The sequence below is a fragment of the Amycolatopsis sp. NPDC051903 genome, from assembly GCF_044452505.1.
GTDB lineage: Bacteria > Actinomycetota > Actinomycetes > Mycobacteriales > Pseudonocardiaceae > Amycolatopsis.
In genome coordinates, this window is the sequence record NZ_JBITBT010000012.1 from 147996 (window position 1) to 163666 (window position 15671).

General features: G+C 70.6%; 12 protein-coding genes. 7 read left to right on the top strand and 5 right to left on the bottom strand.

Features of this window, described 5'->3' with window-relative positions:
* Positions 1-29 precede the first annotated feature (29 nt).
* Entirely contained in the window at positions 30-902 is an 873-nt protein-coding gene (locus tag ACIA77_RS25265) for an SGNH/GDSL hydrolase family protein (RefSeq protein WP_395888430.1), read from the top strand.
* Between the two features lie 197 nt (positions 903-1099).
* Here ACIA77_RS25265 and ACIA77_RS25270 read toward each other — a convergent pair whose 3' ends face one another.
* Positions 1100-1885, bottom strand: a complete 786-nt coding sequence (locus ACIA77_RS25270; protein WP_395888431.1) for an alpha/beta fold hydrolase — start codon at positions 1883-1885, stop codon at positions 1100-1102.
* Between the two features lie 108 nt (positions 1886-1993).
* Between ACIA77_RS25270 and ACIA77_RS25275 the strand changes: the two genes are divergently transcribed.
* Entirely contained in the window at positions 1994-2878 is an 885-nt protein-coding gene (locus tag ACIA77_RS25275) for a LysR family transcriptional regulator (RefSeq protein WP_395888432.1), read from the top strand.
* Positions 2879-2887: 9 nt separating this feature from the next.
* On the opposite strand, the gene ACIA77_RS25280 is transcribed toward ACIA77_RS25275, so the two are convergent.
* Positions 2888-3358 carry an Lrp/AsnC family transcriptional regulator gene (locus tag ACIA77_RS25280; RefSeq protein ID WP_395888505.1) on the bottom strand — a complete coding sequence of 157 codons (471 nt, stop codon included), beginning with the start codon at positions 3356-3358 and terminating at the stop codon, positions 2888-2890.
* An 85-nt stretch (positions 3359-3443) separates the two neighbouring features.
* On the opposite strand from ACIA77_RS25280, the gene ACIA77_RS25285 reads away from it, so the two are divergent.
* A complete protein-coding gene (locus tag ACIA77_RS25285) occupies positions 3444-3932 on the top strand; it encodes a DUF2000 domain-containing protein (RefSeq protein WP_395888433.1) in 489 nt (162 codons plus the stop codon).
* Positions 3933-4028: 96 nt separating this feature from the next.
* On the opposite strand, the gene ACIA77_RS25290 is transcribed toward ACIA77_RS25285, so the two are convergent.
* The gene (locus ACIA77_RS25290; RefSeq protein WP_395888434.1) at positions 4029-6662 is read right to left on the bottom strand and encodes a valine--tRNA ligase; all 2634 of its coding nucleotides are present in this window, start codon (positions 6660-6662) and stop codon (positions 4029-4031) included.
* 60 nt (positions 6663-6722) lie between these two features.
* Here ACIA77_RS25290 and ACIA77_RS25295 point away from each other — a divergent pair, with 60 nt between their 5' ends.
* Entirely contained in the window at positions 6723-7064 is a 342-nt protein-coding gene (locus ACIA77_RS25295; protein WP_395888435.1) for a hypothetical protein, read from the top strand.
* Positions 7065-7100: 36 nt separating this feature from the next.
* Here ACIA77_RS25295 and ACIA77_RS25300 read toward each other — a convergent pair whose 3' ends face one another.
* Positions 7101-10334, bottom strand: a complete 3234-nt coding sequence (locus tag ACIA77_RS25300; protein WP_395888436.1) for a bifunctional cytochrome P450/NADPH--P450 reductase — start codon at positions 10332-10334, stop codon at positions 7101-7103.
* Positions 10335-10338: 4 nt separating this feature from the next.
* Positions 10339-11124 (bottom strand): hypothetical protein, encoded by a 786-nt coding sequence (locus ACIA77_RS25305; RefSeq protein WP_395888437.1) that lies wholly within the window; start codon positions 11122-11124, stop codon positions 10339-10341.
* Positions 11125-11440: 316 nt separating this feature from the next.
* Between ACIA77_RS25305 and ACIA77_RS25310 the strand changes: the two genes are divergently transcribed.
* The 3 genes from ACIA77_RS25310 (at position 11441) to ACIA77_RS25320 (ending at position 15662) form a co-directional block, all read left to right on the top strand.
* Positions 11441-11878 (top strand): MarR family winged helix-turn-helix transcriptional regulator, encoded by a 438-nt coding sequence (locus ACIA77_RS25310; protein WP_395888438.1) that lies wholly within the window; start codon positions 11441-11443, stop codon positions 11876-11878.
* Between the two features lie 75 nt (positions 11879-11953).
* A complete protein-coding gene (locus ACIA77_RS25315) occupies positions 11954-13285 on the top strand; it encodes an MFS transporter (RefSeq protein WP_395888506.1) in 1332 nt (443 codons plus the stop codon).
* 64 nt (positions 13286-13349) lie between these two features.
* On the top strand, positions 13350-15662 hold the full coding sequence (locus ACIA77_RS25320) for an FdhF/YdeP family oxidoreductase (protein WP_395888439.1): 2313 nt from the start codon (positions 13350-13352) through the stop codon (positions 15660-15662).
* Positions 15663-15671: the final 9 nt, after the last annotated feature.

Consider the following 15671-nt stretch of genomic DNA (forward strand, 5'->3'; position numbering starts at 1 on the left):
TGATTCGGTGACGGGAATGGGGGGCTTCGATGCGCAAGGTGTTCGCCGCACTCGCGGTGGTCGTCCTGGCTCTAGCCACAGCCAGCACGGCGGGTGCGGCGCCGCGGCAGGACTACCGCCACTACGTCGCGCTGGGCGATTCCTACACGGCCGGGCCGTTGATCCCCACGCAGCGGCTCGACCCGCTGGGCTGCGCGCGCTCGACGTCGAACTACCCGTCGATCCTGGCCGCCGCGCTGCACGTCGACAGCTACGCGGACCTCAGCTGCTCCGGCGCCGACACGTCGAACATGACGCGGGCGCAAGACGTGCCGCTGGGCGTGAACCCGCCGCAGTTCTCCGCGCTGCGCCTCGACACGGACCTCGTGACGCTCGGCATCGGCGGCAACGACTCCAGCGTGTTCGGCACGATCGTCGGCACCTGCCCGGGCCTGCGCAGCCAGGACCCGAGCGGCAACCCGTGCCAGCGCCACTTCACGACGGACGGCGTGGACACCGTCAAGGCCGCGCTCGCGACCACGCAGCAGAGCGTCGAAACCGTGCTGGCCGGCATCCACGCCCGCTCGCCGCGGGCGAAGGTGTTCGCCATCGGCTACCCGCGCATCGCGCCCGCGTCCGGCTACTGCCCCGACGTGCTGCCCTTCGCCGACGGTGACTACGCCTGGCTCACCAGCGTCGAAGAAGCCCTCAACACGGCCATCGAAAACGCGGTCGAAGCCGACGGTGACGCGTCCTATGTGGACACCTTCACCCCGTCGGCGGGCCACGACGCCTGCGCTCCCGACGGCTCGGCCTGGATCAACGGCAAGGACACCAAGCTGCTCACCGCCGCCGCGTACCACCCGGTGCCCGAAGGCATGGCGGGTCTGGCGGGCATCATCGACCGGCAGCTCGAAGACTGACCGCGAACGAGCGGGGGTGGCGTGACGATCCGCCACCCCCGTCGCTCGTGGACGCCCCTCCCTCGGCACGGCCGAGTCTCGCAGCCACGTCACGGGCGTGTCAACTCACGTTATTCGCTTGCGGACCCCACCAGCTGAGATGAAAACCAGCGCCCCAGACCGGCCGGCGCCCACCCCCGGTCGAGCGCCAGCCCGGCTCACGCGGCCACCCGCAGGTCCGCGAGCACTTCACGCAGCACCGCGGTGAACGCGCCGGGGTTCTCCTGCTGCGGCATGTGCCCGCAGCCGGGGATCACGTGCACGCGAGCGCCGGGCGTCAGTGCGGCGCAAGTGTGCGGCACTTCCAGGGGCACCTGGGCGTCGAGCTCGCCGTGCACGTACGCGATCGGCACCGCGAGCCCCGGCAGGCGCGGGCGCGGGTCCCAGCGCACCGATTCGTCCATCAGCCCGTCGAGCCACCCGCTCGAGTCGATGATCTGCCGCGTCGTCCACTCGACGAGCGCGGCACTGGCGCCCGGCGCGTACCAGGTCGGGACCCAGCCCGCGATCACGCCGGCGCGGTCGGCGGCCAGCGCCGCGCGGATCTCCAGCAGCTCGTCCCGCATGCTCACCGACGGCCAGTACCCCGGCCCGTCCACCGCGACGGCCCCGCCGACGAGCTCGGGCCGCGCGAGCCCGAGGTCGGTGGCGAAGACCGCGCCGATCGACGAGCCGACCACCACGGGCCGGTCGAGGTCCAGCGACGTGATCACCTCGGCGAGATCGGCCACGTTGCCGTCGATGGTGTTGCCCGCCGCCGGCCGGTCGGAGCGGCCGCAGCCGCGCCAGTCGAGCGTGACCACGCGGTGGTCGCGGACCAGGTCCGGCAGCTGGGCCTGCCAGACCCGCCCGCTCGAACCCCAGCCGTGCACCAGCAGCACGGCCGGGCCGGCCCCTTCGTCCTCGTAGTACAGACGGGTGTTGCGCACTTCGACGAATGCCATCGAATCTCCTTCATCCGGGCTCGCGTCGAGCCAACCGCGCTCGCGGGAACCGGCCAATGAGCAGCTCGCTCGTAGACTCATCACGATCGCTGATGAACGGGGCCGGGCATGGAGCTGCGCCAGCTGAAGTACTTCGTGGTGGTGGCCGAGGAGCTGCACTTCGGACGCGCGGCCGAGCGGCTCCACATCGGGCAGCCGGCCGTGAGCCAGCAGGTGCGGCGGCTGGAGCGGGAGCTGGGGACCGAGCTGGTCGAGCGGACCACCCGGACCGTGGCGCTGACCGAGGCGGGCGAGCGGTTCCTGCCCCACGCCCGGGCGGTGCTCGCCGCCGCCGAACGCGCGGCCGATGCCGTGACCGAGTTCCGCGCCGAGCGCGCCCACCTGGTCCGCCTCGGCACGAGCGACGGGCTCGGCGACCGGCTGGACGGTTTCCTCGCGGCGTTCACCCAGTTCGCCCCGGACGCGCAGCTCGAACTCGTGCACGCCCCGACGACCACCCGGCTGCGGCAGGTCCGCGACGGGGACCTCGACGCCACCTTCGTCCGCGGCGACTGGCCCTCCGACGGGCTCGACCTCACTCCCTTGTGGACGGACGAGGTGGTCGTGGCGCTGCCCGCCACCCACCCGCTGGCCGACCGCGCCGTGGTCGACTTCGCCGACCTGGCCGCGCTGCCGCTGCGGCTGAGCTCACCGGAACGCAACCGCCCGCTGCACGACCTCGTCCTGGCCGGCTGCCGCAGCGCGGGCTTCGAACCGGTGCTGGGCAAGGAGTTCACGAACGCCCAGGACACCCTCGGCACGCTCGGCCTGGGCCGTCCACACTGGACGGTGTTCTACCGCGCGCACGCGAACCTGCTGCCCGTGCCCGGCGTCGTCTTCCGCCCCCTGCGCAACCCGGCCCCGGTGATGCCCACGCGCCTCGCAACGGCGGCCGACCGCCGGCTACGGCCGGAAGTCCTGGCGCTCATCGAAGCCGGCCGATCACTCGGCTGAGCACGCGCGTCACGATTCGTCGCCGGGGGCGAGCGGCGTCACGACCGGACGGCGGAAGTGGCTGAAGATGACGGACGTCCGGACGTCCACGATCTCCTTGCGCTGGGTGAGCCGGTCGAGGACGAAACCACTCAGGTGATCGTTGTCGGCGACTGCGATGTGCAACAGGAAGTCGTCACTGCCCGACATGACGAAAATGGAAAGGACTTCGGGCAGGCTCGCCGCGAAGGACCGGAAGGAGTCGATCACGGCTCGGTCCGGCGGGCGCAACCGCACCGCGACCATCGCCTGCACCGGCCGGCCGATCTTCTTCAGGTCGATGTCGGCGTGGTGGCCGCGCACGATCCCCCGCCGGGTCAGTTCCCGCACCCGCTCGAGACAGGTCGACTGCGCGATGTGCAGGCGCCGCGCGAGCTCCTTGTTGGTCAGCTTGGCGTCTTCCTGAAGCAGGGTCACCAGCGCCGAATCAAGTTCGTCCATCGCGACCTCTTCCTCCGTTGCGTTACGTAGTATTCGGCATCTGACCCAACCAGCCGAATTTAGCACGGCACTCATCGAATTCTTGGTGGGCATCGTTACGGTGAAACCGCAATCGTGCGTGCCCGTGCGCACGACGTCTGCCGAAAGGGCGGTAATGCCGGAACAGGTCAAGAACAAGTGCGCGATCGTGGTCAGCGAAGAGCTCCCGGCCGGCCTGGCCGCCAATGCGGCCGCGGTCCTGTCGATCACCTTGGGACACCGGGTCGACGGCCTCGTCGGAGCCGACGTCAAGGACGCGGACGGTGTCGCGCACCCGGGCATCGTCGGTTTGCCGATCCCGATCCTCAACGCTGCGCGCGAAAAGATCGCCACCATCGTGCAAGCAGCGGTCGAAGAAGGCGAACTGTTCTTCGTGTCCTTCACTTCGCTCGCCCAGAGTTGCCGAACCTACGACGAGTACACCGAGAAGATGTCGGTCACCTCGACCGCCGGTCTGGACACCATCGGTGTCGGGCTGCACGGCCCGCCGAAGCGAGTCAACCGCCTCGTCGGCGCGCTCCCGCTCCTGCGCTGAATCCCGTCACCGCCGGCCGCGCCGCCCGAGGGGACCGCCACCGACGAAAAGTCCCCCGTGGCCGGCGCGACCACGGGGGACTTTCGCGGGAAACCGTCAGGAAGCCGGCAGTGCGGCCAGCCGCGCCTCGATGCGTTCGAGGTCGGCCGCGGCGGTCGCGCGGCGGGTCTTGATCTTGTCGATGACCTGTTCCGGTGCCTTGGCGATGAAGGATTCGTTGGCCAGCTTGGCCTCGGTCTGCGAGAGCTCCTTCTGAGCCACGCCCAGGTCCTTCTGCAGCCGCTTGCGTTCCGCCGCGACGTCGACCGTGCCGGAGAGGTCGAGTTCGACCGTCACGACGCCGCCGGCCAGCGCGACTTCCAGCGAGGCGCTCGCCGCGAACTCGGGCGTCGCGTCGGTGAGGCGGACGAGGGAGCGGATGGCGTCCTCGTGCCCGGCCACCGTGTCGAAGCCCGCGCCGGCGAGCCGCGTGGCGACCTTCTGGCCCGGCTTGAGCCCCTGGTCGGCCCGGAAGCGGCGGATCTCGGTGACGAGCTTCTGCACGTCGGCGATCCGCGCGTCGGCCACGGCGTCGGCGTACCCGGCCGGCGCGGTGGGCCACGCGGCGATCACGAGCGATTCGCCGCCGGTCAGCGCGGTCCACAGCTTCTCGGTGATGAACGGGATGAACGGGTGCAGCAGCCGCAGCACGGCGTCGAGCACGTGGCCCAGCACCTTCCGCGTCGACGCGACCCGCGCCTCGTCGCCCTGGTACAGCTGGACCTTCGCGAGCTCCAGGTACCAGTCGCACAGCTCGTTCCAGGTGAACTGGTAGAGCGCGCCCGCGACCTTGGCGAACTGGAAGTCCTCGAACAGGCCGTCCACTTCGGACACCAGCCCGGAAAGCCTGCCCAAGATCCAGCGGTCGGCCTCGGTCAGCTCGCCGGCGGCCGGCAGCTCACCGGCGGCGTCGGCGCCGTTCATCATCGCGAACTTGCTGGCGTTCCACAGCTTCGTGCAGAAGTTGCGCGAGCCCGCGGCCCATTCGTCGGCCAGGGCCATGTCCGCGCCCGGGTTCGCGCCGCGGGCGAGGGTGAAGCGCGTGGCGTCGGCGCCGTAGGCGTCCATCCACTCGAGCGGGTCGAGCACGTTGCCGCGCGACTTCGACATCTTCTTGCCGTTCGCGTCGCGGATCAGCCCGTGCAGGTACACGTGGTCGAACGGCTGCTTGCCGGCCATCTCCTGCACGCCGAACATCATCATCCGCACGACCCAGAAGAACAGGATGTCGTAGCCGGTGGACAGCACGCTGGTCGGGTAGAACTTCGCCAGGTCGGCGGTGTCGTCGGGCCAGCCCATCGTCGACATCGGCCACAGGCCCGAGGAGAACCACGTGTCGAGCACGTCGGGGTCCTGCGTCCAGCCCTCGCCCGACGGCGGCTGCTCGTCCGGCCCCACGCACACGACCTCGCCCTCGGGGCCGTACCAGACCGGGATCCGGTGCCCCCACCACAGCTGGCGCGAGATCGTCCAGTCGTGCATGTTGTCGACCCAGTCGAAGTAGCGCTTCTCGAGTTCGGCCGGGTGGATCTTCGTGCGGCCGTCGCGCACCGCGTCGCCCGCGGCCTTGGCCAGCTTCTCGACCTTGACCCACCACTGCAGCGACAGCCGCGGCTCGACCACGGTGTCGCAGCGCGAGCAGTGGCCGACGGCGTGCACGTACGGGCGCTTCTCGGCCACGATCCGGCCCTGCTCGCGCAGCGCCGCGACGATCGCCGGGCGCGCCTCGAACCGGTCGAGCCCCTCGAACGGGCCGTGCGCGGTGATCTCGGCGCGCTCGTTCATGATCGTCATCATCGGCAGGTCGTGACGGCGGCCGATCTCGAAGTCGTTCGGGTCGTGCGCCGGGGTCACCTTCACGGCGCCGGTGCCGAACTCGGGGTCGACGTGCTTGTCCGCGACGATCGGGATCTTGCGGCCCGTCAGCGGCAGCTCGACCTCGGTGCCGACGAGGTGCGCGTAGCGCTCGTCGTCCGGGTGCACGGCCACGCCGGTGTCACCCAGCATCGTCTCCGCGCGGGTCGTGGCCACGACGATCGCGTTGTCACCCTCGCCGTAGCGGATCGACACGAGTTCGCCGTCGTCGTCGCTGTGGTCGACCTCGATGTCGGACAGCGCGGTCTGGCAGCGCGGGCACCAGTTGATGATGCGCTCGGCTCGGTAGATCAGGCCCGCGTCGTAGAAGTTCTTGAACACCGTCTGCACGGCCTTGGACAGGTTCTCGTCCATGGTGAAGCGCTCGCGAGTCCAGTCGACGCTGTCGCCGAGGCGCTTCATCTGGCCGAGGATCTTGCCGCCGTACTCGGCCTTCCACTCCCAGACGCGCTCCACGAACTTCTCGCGGCCCAGGTCGTGGCGCGAGAGGCCCTCGCCGGCGAGCTGGCGCTCGACGACGTTCTGGGTCGCGATGCCCGCGTGGTCCATGCCCGGCAGCCACAGCACCTCGTAGCCCTGCATCCGGCGCCGCCGGCTCATGGCGTCCATCAGGGTGTGGTTGAGGGCGTGGCCCATGTGCAGGCTGCCGGTCACGTTCGGCGGTGGCAGTACGATCGAGAACGGCGGCTTGTCCGACGCGGCGTCGGCCGTGAAGTACCCGGCCGCTACCCAGCGGTCGTACAGGGGTGCTTCTTCGGCGGCCGGGTCCCAGGCACCCGGAAGGTCGGTTTTCTGCTGCGGAGCGTTCTCGGTCACAATGGGCAAGTCTACGAACCCGCCGCGGCGGGCTTTATCAGGGGGAAAGGCGGTGCACGGATGACGCGCCCGGAAGATCCGGACGACCGGATCGAGACGCACCCGGACCTCATCGACCCGGACTGGCAGAAGCACGCCGAACTCGACGCCTGGCTGGGCGCGAAGAAGGAGCTGAAGAAGCGCCGGCGGCGTGAACGCCGGGTGTCGACGGGCTCCGGTTACGGCTACGGCGCGGCCGGCCCCAGCCGCTGGCCGGGTGTCCTCGCCATCGCCGGCCTCGTCCTGCTCCTGGCGGCCGCCGTGATCGTCCACCAGATCCAGGGCCACGGCGTCAACGAGATCTCGATCGAGTACGTCCTCGGCCTCGCTGCCCACGCGATCACGGGTACGCCACCGGCCTGACCCCGCCGACGTCGGCGAGGCCGGCCGGCGCGGGCGTCAGCCGCCGCCCCAGATGTCCTCGACGTAGCGGTTCGCCGCGCGAAGACCGGCGAGCCAGGCCTGCGCGTCGGCCTCGCCGGCCCCCGTCTTCTCCGCGAAGAGCGTGGTGAAGGCCGCCCGCACGCCGGGCGCCATCGTGGCCGCGTTGCCGCACACGAACACCGCCGCGCCGTCCTGCAGCAGCCGCCACACCTCGTCGCCCGAGGCCGCGATCTCGTGCTGGACGTACTTGCGCCCGTCGACCGGGGCGCGCGAGAACACCACGTGCAGCTTCGCGACCCCCTCGTGGTCGTACTCGCGCAGCTCGTCGGCGTACAGGAAGTCCCGGTTCGCGTCGCGGCAGCCGAAGAACAGCAACGATTCGGCGATCGGCACACCCTGTGCGCGCAGCGCCGCCCGCTCCTGCAGGAACCCGCGGAACGGGGCGAGCCCCGTCCCCGCTCCGACCATGATCATCGGGGTGTGCGGGTTGTCCGGCGGCCGGAATTCGATGGTGGGCCGGCGCACGAAGACGAACACCGTGCTGCCGCCCGGACTGCCGGCCAGGTAGTTGGAGCAGACGCCCGAGAACGTGTCCTCGCCACCGCCGCGCACGGGGGCGCGCAGCACACCCGTGGTGATGCTGGCGACCTTCGCGTCGGTCAGGGGTGACGACGAGATCGAGTAGTAGCGCGGGCGCAGCGGGGGCAGCAGGTCGAGGTAGACGTCGAAGGGCACCGCGCAGGAGGGGAACTCCTCCAGCAGGTCCAGCAGCGACCGCCGCGGCGTGAAGACCCGCTCCTGGTACCGGGTCTGGGACGCCTCGTCGTCCCCGGCCAGCGACTCGAGCTCGGCGCGCTGGGCCGGGTCCTCGGTGTAGTGGGCGAGCACCTCGATCCCGGCGCGGGTGGCCACGTCCTGCAGCTCGACGCAGCTGGCCAGGATGCCGAGCAGCGGCGCGGGTTCGTCGATCGGGAGGTGGGTGTGCTCACCGGCGTTCGGGATGATCGTCGCGTACATGCCGCCGTCGAGCGTGAAGCGCTGCATCACCCGGCGGATCAGGTCGATGTGGTTGCGCGGCAGCACCCCGAGGTGGTCCCCGGCCCGGAAGTCGACGCCCTCGGGCAGCGCGACCTCGATGTGCTTCGTGGACCGCCCGCCGTTGGGCGCGTGCAGCTCGCGGTTGACGCGCACCAGCGCCGGCTGGGCCTGGTAGGACATGATCACGGGGTTGGTCAGCTGGCGGTTCACCAGCGAGATCGACAGCCGGGGGCCGGCCGTGGCGGGTTCGGCCGCGCTCTCGGGCAGGCCGGCGTTCGCGGCCAGGTCGGCCCACAGCCCGTGGTGCCAGCTGCGGTACTGGGCGTCGAAGTCGCCGTTCGCATCACCCTCGCCCCGGGGGTGCAGCCGGGTGGCGCCGTGCGCGGCGAGTTCGGTGTCGATCAGCTTCGGCACCGCCTGGTAGGTGGCGGCCCACTCGGTGTTGCCGCAGCCGAAGACGGTGTAGGACAACCCGGCGGCGGCGTCCTTCGCCGCGCCGGATCCGCGCAGCCAGTCGCAGAACTTGCCGGCGTTGTCCGGCGGCGTGCCGTTGTAGGACGACGTGACGATCACGGCCGCGCCCGGGGTGGGCAGCGCGTCCGTGAGGTCGTCGAGCGCGCTCAGCGTCACGGCGAACCCGCGCTCGGTCCCCTCACGGCCGATCCGCGTCGCGATCCCTTCCGCGGTCCCGAGGTTCGACCCGTAGGCGACCAGCAACGGGGTCTTGTGCGCGTCCGGCGCCAGTGCGGCGCGCGCGGCGGGCGCCGCCGAGACGGCCTTCGCGGGCGCGGCGGCACTGCCGGGCCGGTCCAGCCGGAACCCGGGGCGCGGCCGCACCTGGATGTGCATGTCGTCGGGCTTGATCGTCAGCGTCGTCTTGGTCTTGAGCTGGTAGTTCAGGTGATCGATGAAATCGAAGCGCTGCACGAGCATGCCGAGCACGAGCGCGGCCTCCTGCATGGCGAACTGCCGGCCGATGCAGGCGCGCTGCCCGGTGCCGAAGGGCTTGTAGACGTTGGGCGAGAGGGCCGCGACCCGTTCGGGCGCCATGTGTTCGGGGTCGAACTCCTCCGCGTCGTCGCCCCACACGCTGGGGTCGCGGTGCAGCATCGGCGTGAGCACGGTCAGCGGGAGGCCGTGTTCGACCAGGTACCGGTCGCCGATCACGGTTTCCTCGAACGGCGTGCGGGTGAACCCGGGCGCGGTCGGCCACAGCCGCAGCGCCTCGCCGAGCACCTGTCGCACGTAGGTAAGTTTGTGGATCTGCTCGTAGGTGGGCTCGGCGCTGGTGCCGAACACCTCGTCGACCTCGGCGCGGGCGCGGGCCAGGAGGTCGGGGTTCTTGAGCAGGTAGTAGATCGCGAACGACAGCAAGCCGCTGGTGGTCTCGTGGCCGGCGATGAGGAACGTGATGCACTGGGCCCGGATGTTGTCGTCGGGCAGCCGTTCGCCGGTCTGCTTGTCGACACCGTTGATCATCTGGCCGAGCAGGTCGTCCTTCTTGCCGGCGTCGCCCTCCGCGCGGCGTTCCGCGATGAGCTTGTCCACCAGGTCGTTCATGAACGCCTGGTCTTCCTCCAGCTGCCGCTGCGCGTGGATCCGCAGCCTGGTCTGGATGGGCAGCCGGCGGGCCCGGGCCTGCGATTCGGTGAGCGTGCGGATCATCGCCGCGACGAACGGGTGCTGGGTGTCGCGGTAGAAGGAGTTGAACCGGTAGCCGAACCCGCACAGCGCGATGGTGTCCAGCGTGAGGCGGGTCATGTCGGCCGGCACGTCGACGTCCTCGTCCGGGTTCAGCCGCTCCCACTTGTCGGCCAGCTGGTTCGCGATGTCCAGCATCATCGGCACGTAGTCGCGCATGGACTGCAGGCTGAAGGGTTTCATCAGGATGTTGTGCGCGCGGTGCCACAGCGGATCGTCCGTCTCGGCCGTGAACAAGCCGGTGGACGTGGCCGTCCGGCGCACGTTCGCGAGGCCACCGCTGACCACCTTGTCGAAGCGCGCGTCGTCGCAGATCTCCTCGACGAGCGAGGCGCCGGACACGATCAGCCGCACGCCCCCGGGCGTCGTCAGCCGGAAGATCGGGCCGTACTCCCTGGCCATCCCCATCATGCTTTCGAACGGGTGGTGGGCGTCGATGTCGAAGGCGTTGCCGACGAAGGGCAGCGCGCGCGGGCCGGGGATTTCGTCGATGGGGGTCCTGGTGGTCATGCGTTCACTCCTTGGAGACGTGCCCTTCGGCGGGCTGCGGCACGGCGCCGGACCGGCTCGGCTGCGCGGCCCGCGCCTTGGCCTGGTGGGCCCGGACCACTGCGACGACGCCGACGACGAAGATCCAGCCGGGGAAGATCAGTGCGAAGGCCGGGTGGAAGGTCCAGCTCAGCAGCACCGCGGCGGCGCAGAGGTAGCCGAACCACGCCAGCGGGCGCGCCAGCACGCCCGCGGAGCTGAGCAGCGTCGTCGTGGTGATCATGTACATGCCGGCGACCCGGGCCCCGAAGACGAACACCAGCCCGTACCCCGCCGCGCTCAGTGCGCGCGCCACGTACACGGGCGGCAGCGGCGCCGCCGAGAACTGCTTCAGCAGGGCGATCGCCCCGGCCATCGCCATCCCCGAGAACAGCAGGATGATGAACGCCACCCCGGAGGCCAGCTGCAGCGCCCGCGGCATTTCCCGGTCTTGCGTGCCGGGCAGAGTGGCGATGAATTCACGCGTGGCCGTCATGTGCCACAGAAAGACGATGCCGGCGAACGGCACGATGTACAGACCGGCGGTCACCAATGCACCGGAACCGCCGTCGGCGTAGAAATTCGCGTACTGGCTGTCCGGCACGGTCAGCCCCGGCGCCCGGTGCACCAGGACGAGCGCGACGGTGAACAGCGCCGCGAAGAGAATCCCCGACCAGCCCGCGACCAGCGCGTATCCCGGCCCGCGTCCGGCCTCGGCGGCGGCCCTCGCGTCCGCCCGGCTGCGGCTGCGTATTCGGGTCCAAGCAGGCATCAGCGCCTCCCACCACGCCATTGTCCGGAAATGGCGCGAATGTCCACGGACTCAAGGAAATGGTGCCGTCGTGCAGCAGCGCGATCTCATCGTCCTGCCCGGATCAGGGGGTGTCAACAAGCGGCAATTGCACCGAAAACCGTGAGAAAAGAATGAGCGGCGCCGCCTCGTTCCCGGTCGGAAAAAGGCGGTACCGCTTCCGGCGGGCCCTTCGCTCGCGGCAAGGCGAACCCCCGAGAGACCCGCGTCACCCTCTGTGTCCGAGATCGCCCCCGCGGACATACACAGGTCAGACTAAACAGCCTAGACTGTTTATATGGCCACCGTACCCCCGCACGTCGCCGAATCAGCCGGCTGGATCCGCGGCGTCGTCGCGCAACTCCACCGGCGCCTCCGGCAGGTGGACAACGCCGAAAGCCTCACGCCGTCGCAGTCCGCGGTCCTGCACCGCCTCCACCGCGAAGGGCCGGCGACGCAGGGGGAGCTCGCCGCCGCCGAGCACGTGCGGCAGCAGTCGATGGCCGCGACCCTGTCGGCACTCGACGCGCTCGGCTTCCTGAGCCGCACGCGCGACCCCGCCGACGGGCGCCGGACCGTGATCGCCCTGACGGACCTCGGCACGAAGACCGTGCGCGGGATCCGCCAGCACCGCGACGAGTGGCTGGCCCACGCACTGGCCGCCGAACTCAGCGCCGAGGAGCTCGAAACGGTCCGCACCGCCCTGCCCCTGCTCCAACGCATAGCCCAACACTGAAGAGGAGTCGTGACGACCACCGCAACGCCCCGAAAGGCACCGGCGAAGTTCGGTGCCAAACTCGTCACCCCGCTGGTGGCGAGCGCGGTGCTGAACCCCATCAACTCCACCCTCATCGCCGTCGCGCTCGTGCCGATCGGGCAGACCTTCGGCGCCGGGCCCGGCCGCACGGCCTGGCTCATCTCCGCCCTCTACCTCGCCACCGCCGTCGGCCAGCCGGTGGTCGGCCTGCTCGTCGACCGCTACGGCGCCCGGCGCGTGCTGCTCGGCGGCGCGTCCGTGGTGATCGTCGCCGGCGTCGCCGGCATGGTCCCGCTCTCGGTCGACTGGCTCACCGGCGTCCGCGCCGTGCTCGGCATCGGCACGTGCGCCGGCTTCCCCGCGGCCATGGCGGTGCTGCGCCGGCGGGCCGACGCGCTGGGTGAGGGCGTGCCGGCCCGCGTGCTGTCGCTGCTGTCGCTGTCGTCGCAGACGATCATGGTCATCGGCCCGACGCTCGGCGGCGTGCTGATCACGCTCTTCGGCTGGCCCGCGATCTTCGCGGTCAACATCCCGCTGGCCGGCGCGTCGCTGCTGCTGGCGATCTTCTGGGTGCCGAAGGACGCGCCCGCCCGCGACGGAACCAAGCCGAAGCCGATCGACGTCCGCGGCATCGCGCTGTTCTCGCTCGCGCTGCTGGTGCTGCTCTTCTACTTGATGGCACCGGGCATCGGCGACCTGTGGCTGCTCGTGGCCGCCGTCGCGATCGGCGTGCTGTTCGTGCGGGTCGAGCTGCGTGCGCAGGTGCCGTTCATCGACCTGCGGATGCTCGCGGCCAACACCCCGATCCTGCGCACCTACCTGCGCCAGGCCCTGAGCTTCATGGCGATCTACGCGATCATGTTCGGCTACGTCCAATGGCTGCAGGAGGGCCGCGGGTTCAGCGAGTCGGTGTCGGGTTTGCTGCTCCTGCCCATGTCGGCCGTGGCCATGTGCGCGGCGGCGCTGTCGGGGCGCCCGACCGGCGTGCGGGCGCGGCTGGTGACGGTCGCCGTCGCGCTGCTGGGCGGCTCGGTCGCGCTGCTGTTCGTCGGCGACACGACGTGGCTCGGTTTCCTGCTCGTGCTCGTCGCGCTCTTCGGGCTCGCGCAGGGCCTGACCAGCGTCGCGAACCAGACCACGCTCTACCGAGAGTCGCCCTCCGAGACCATGGGCACCGCGAGCGGCCTGTTCCGCACGGCGCAGTACCTCGGCGCGATCGTCGCGTCGACCGTGATCGCCCAGTGCTACGGCGTCCACGCCGATTCCGGAGGTCTGCACCGGCTGGGCACCGTGCTCGTGGTGATCAGCGCGTTGCTGCTGGTCGTGACCATCGCGGACCGCGGTTTGAAGCTCGCCGAACGGCGCGAGCGCGCCCGCGCGGCCTGAACTGTCAACGTGAAATTCGCAACCCGGTGTTGGTCTGTCGATCATCGAGGCGGACGATGAACACATGACCCGTGAAGCGCCGAAAGCCGACGTGGACGAAGCCGACCTCAAGGTGGGCAAGCCGAAGAGCTGGGCCGCCGGCATCCCCGGTGTGATGGTTTCGCTCACGCGAGGCGTGGAGCAGATGGGCGTGACGCGCACGGCGCGCACCCTGCGCCTGCTCAACCAGCGCTCCGGCTTCGACTGCCCCGGTTGCGCGTGGCCCGAGCCGCGCCAGGAGGACGGCGAGAAGCGCAAGCTCGCGGAGTTCTGCGAGAACGGTGCGAAAGCCGTGGCCGAGGAGGCCACGCGCCGCCGCGTCGACCGCGAGTTCTTCGCCACTCACGCGATCGCGGACCTGCGGGACAAGACGGACTACTGGCTGGGCCAGCAGGGCCGCGTCACCGAACCGTTCGTGCTGCGCGAGGGCGCGACGCACTACGAGCCCATCTCGTGGGACGACGCGTTCGGCCTGGTCGCCGACGAGCTGAACGGGCTCGCGAGCCCGCACGAGGCCGTGTTCTACACCTCCGGGCGCACCAGCAACGAGGCCGCGTTCCTGTACCAGCTGCTGGTGCGCTCGTACGGCACGAACAACCTGCCGGACTGCTCCAACATGTGCCACGAGTCATCGGGCTCGGCGTTGGCCACGAGCACCGGCATCGGCAAGGGCTCGGTGTCGCTCGCGGACCTGCACCACGCCGACCTGGTCGTGGTCGTCGGGCAGAACCCCGGTACGAACCACCCGCGCATGCTCTCGGCGCTGGAGACGGCGAAGGGCAACGGCGCGAAGGTCATCGCCGTGAACCCGCTGCCCGAGGCGGGGCTCATGCGGTTCAAGAACCCGCAGAACGTGCGCGGCGTCGTCGGCGAGGGCACCCCGCTCGCCGACGAGTTCGCGCAGATCCGCCTCGGCGGTGACCTCGCGCTGTTCCAAGCCGTCGGGCACCTGCTGCTGCAGTGGGAGGACGAGGCGCCGGGCACGATCATCGACGGGGACTTCGTGAAGTCGTCGACCTACGGCTTCGAGGACTGGGCTAAGAACCTGCTCGAGCTCGACTGGGCCGAGACGGAGCTGGCGACGGGCCTGCAGCGCGCGCAGATCGAGCACCTCGCGCGGATGATCGCGACGTCGGAGCGCACGATCTACTGCTGGGCCATGGGGCTCACGCAGCACAAGCACGCCGTGCCCACGATCGCCGAGATCGCGAACCTGGCGCTCGCGCGCGGCATGATCGGCAAGCCGGGCGCGGGCCTGTGCCCGGTGCGCGGCCACTCCAACGTGCAAGGCGACCGCACGATGGGCGTCTGGGAGAAGATGCCCGAATCGTTCATGGATTCGCTCGACCGCGAGTTCGGCATCACCGTGCCGCGCGAGCACGGCTGGGACACCGTCGACTCGATCCGCGCGATGCGCGACGGGCACGGCAAGGTCTTCTTCGCGATGGGCGGCAACTTCGCGTCGGCCACGCCGGACTCCGAGCTCACGGCCAAGGCCCTGAGCTCGTGCTCGCTGACCGTCCACGTGTCGACCAAGCTCAACCGCTCGCACGTGGTCCACGGCCGCACGGCGCTGATCCTGCCGACGCTCGGGCGCACCGAGCGCGACGCGCAGGAGTCGGGGCCGCAGTTCGTGACCGTCGAAGACTCGATGTCGCAGGTGCACGCCTCGCGCGGGCGGCTGGCGCCGGCGTCGGAGCACCTGCTGTCCGAGGTCGCGATCGTCTGCCGGCTGGCCGAACGGCTCCTGGGCGCCGGGCACGCGGTGCCGTGGCGGTCGTTCGAGAAGAACTACGACCTGGTACGCGACCGCATCGCGGCCGTCGTGCCGGGCTGCGAGGACTACAACCGCCGCGTCCGCGAGCCCGACGGCTTCACCCTCCCCCACGCGCCGCGCGACTCGCGCGAGTTCACCGGGACGGCCACGGGCAAGGGCACGTTCACCGTGTCGGAGCTCGAATACCCGGAGATCCCCGAGGGACGGCTGCTGCTGCAGACGCTGCGCAGCCACGACCAGTACAACACCACCATCTACGGCCTGTCCGATCGCTACCGCGGCATCGAGGACGGCCGGCGCGTGGTGTTCGTGCACCCGGACGACCTGGCCGACCTCGGCGTCGCCGACGGCGAGATCGTCGACCTGGTGTCGGAGTGGCGTGACGGTGACCGCCGCGCGCCGGCCTTCCGCGCCGTGGCCTACCCGACGGCCCGCGGCTGCGCGGCGGCCTACTTCCCCGAGGCCAACGCGCTGGTGCCGCTGGACTCCGTCGCCGAGAAGTCCAACACGCCCGTGTCCAAGGCGGTCGTGGTCCGGCTGGAGCCGCACCACCACTCCTGACGCCGGGGT

What these genes read in the sequence shown, in the direction of transcription:
- ACIA77_RS25295 (WP_395888435.1), top strand. Translation starts at nt 6,723, where the DNA reads ATGACGCGCCCGGAAGATCCGGACGACCGGATCGAGACGCACCCGGAC.
- ACIA77_RS25305 (WP_395888437.1), bottom strand. Translation starts at nt 11,124, where the DNA reads ATGCCTGCTTGGACCCGAATACGCAGCCGCAGCCGGGCGGACGCGAGG.
- ACIA77_RS25300 (WP_395888436.1), bottom strand. Translation starts at nt 10,334, where the DNA reads ATGACCACCAGGACCCCCATCGACGAAATCCCCGGCCCGCGCGCGCTG.
- ACIA77_RS25270 (WP_395888431.1), bottom strand. Translation starts at nt 1,885, where the DNA reads ATGGCATTCGTCGAAGTGCGCAACACCCGTCTGTACTACGAGGACGAA.
- ACIA77_RS25320 (WP_395888439.1), top strand. Translation starts at nt 13,350, where the DNA reads ATGACCCGTGAAGCGCCGAAAGCCGACGTGGACGAAGCCGACCTCAAG.
- ACIA77_RS25275 (WP_395888432.1), top strand. Translation starts at nt 1,994, where the DNA reads ATGGAGCTGCGCCAGCTGAAGTACTTCGTGGTGGTGGCCGAGGAGCTG.
- ACIA77_RS25310 (WP_395888438.1), top strand. Translation starts at nt 11,441, where the DNA reads ATGGCCACCGTACCCCCGCACGTCGCCGAATCAGCCGGCTGGATCCGC.
- ACIA77_RS25265 (WP_395888430.1), top strand. Translation starts at nt 30, where the DNA reads ATGCGCAAGGTGTTCGCCGCACTCGCGGTGGTCGTCCTGGCTCTAGCC.
- ACIA77_RS25280 (WP_395888505.1), bottom strand. Translation starts at nt 3,358, where the DNA reads ATGGACGAACTTGATTCGGCGCTGGTGACCCTGCTTCAGGAAGACGCC.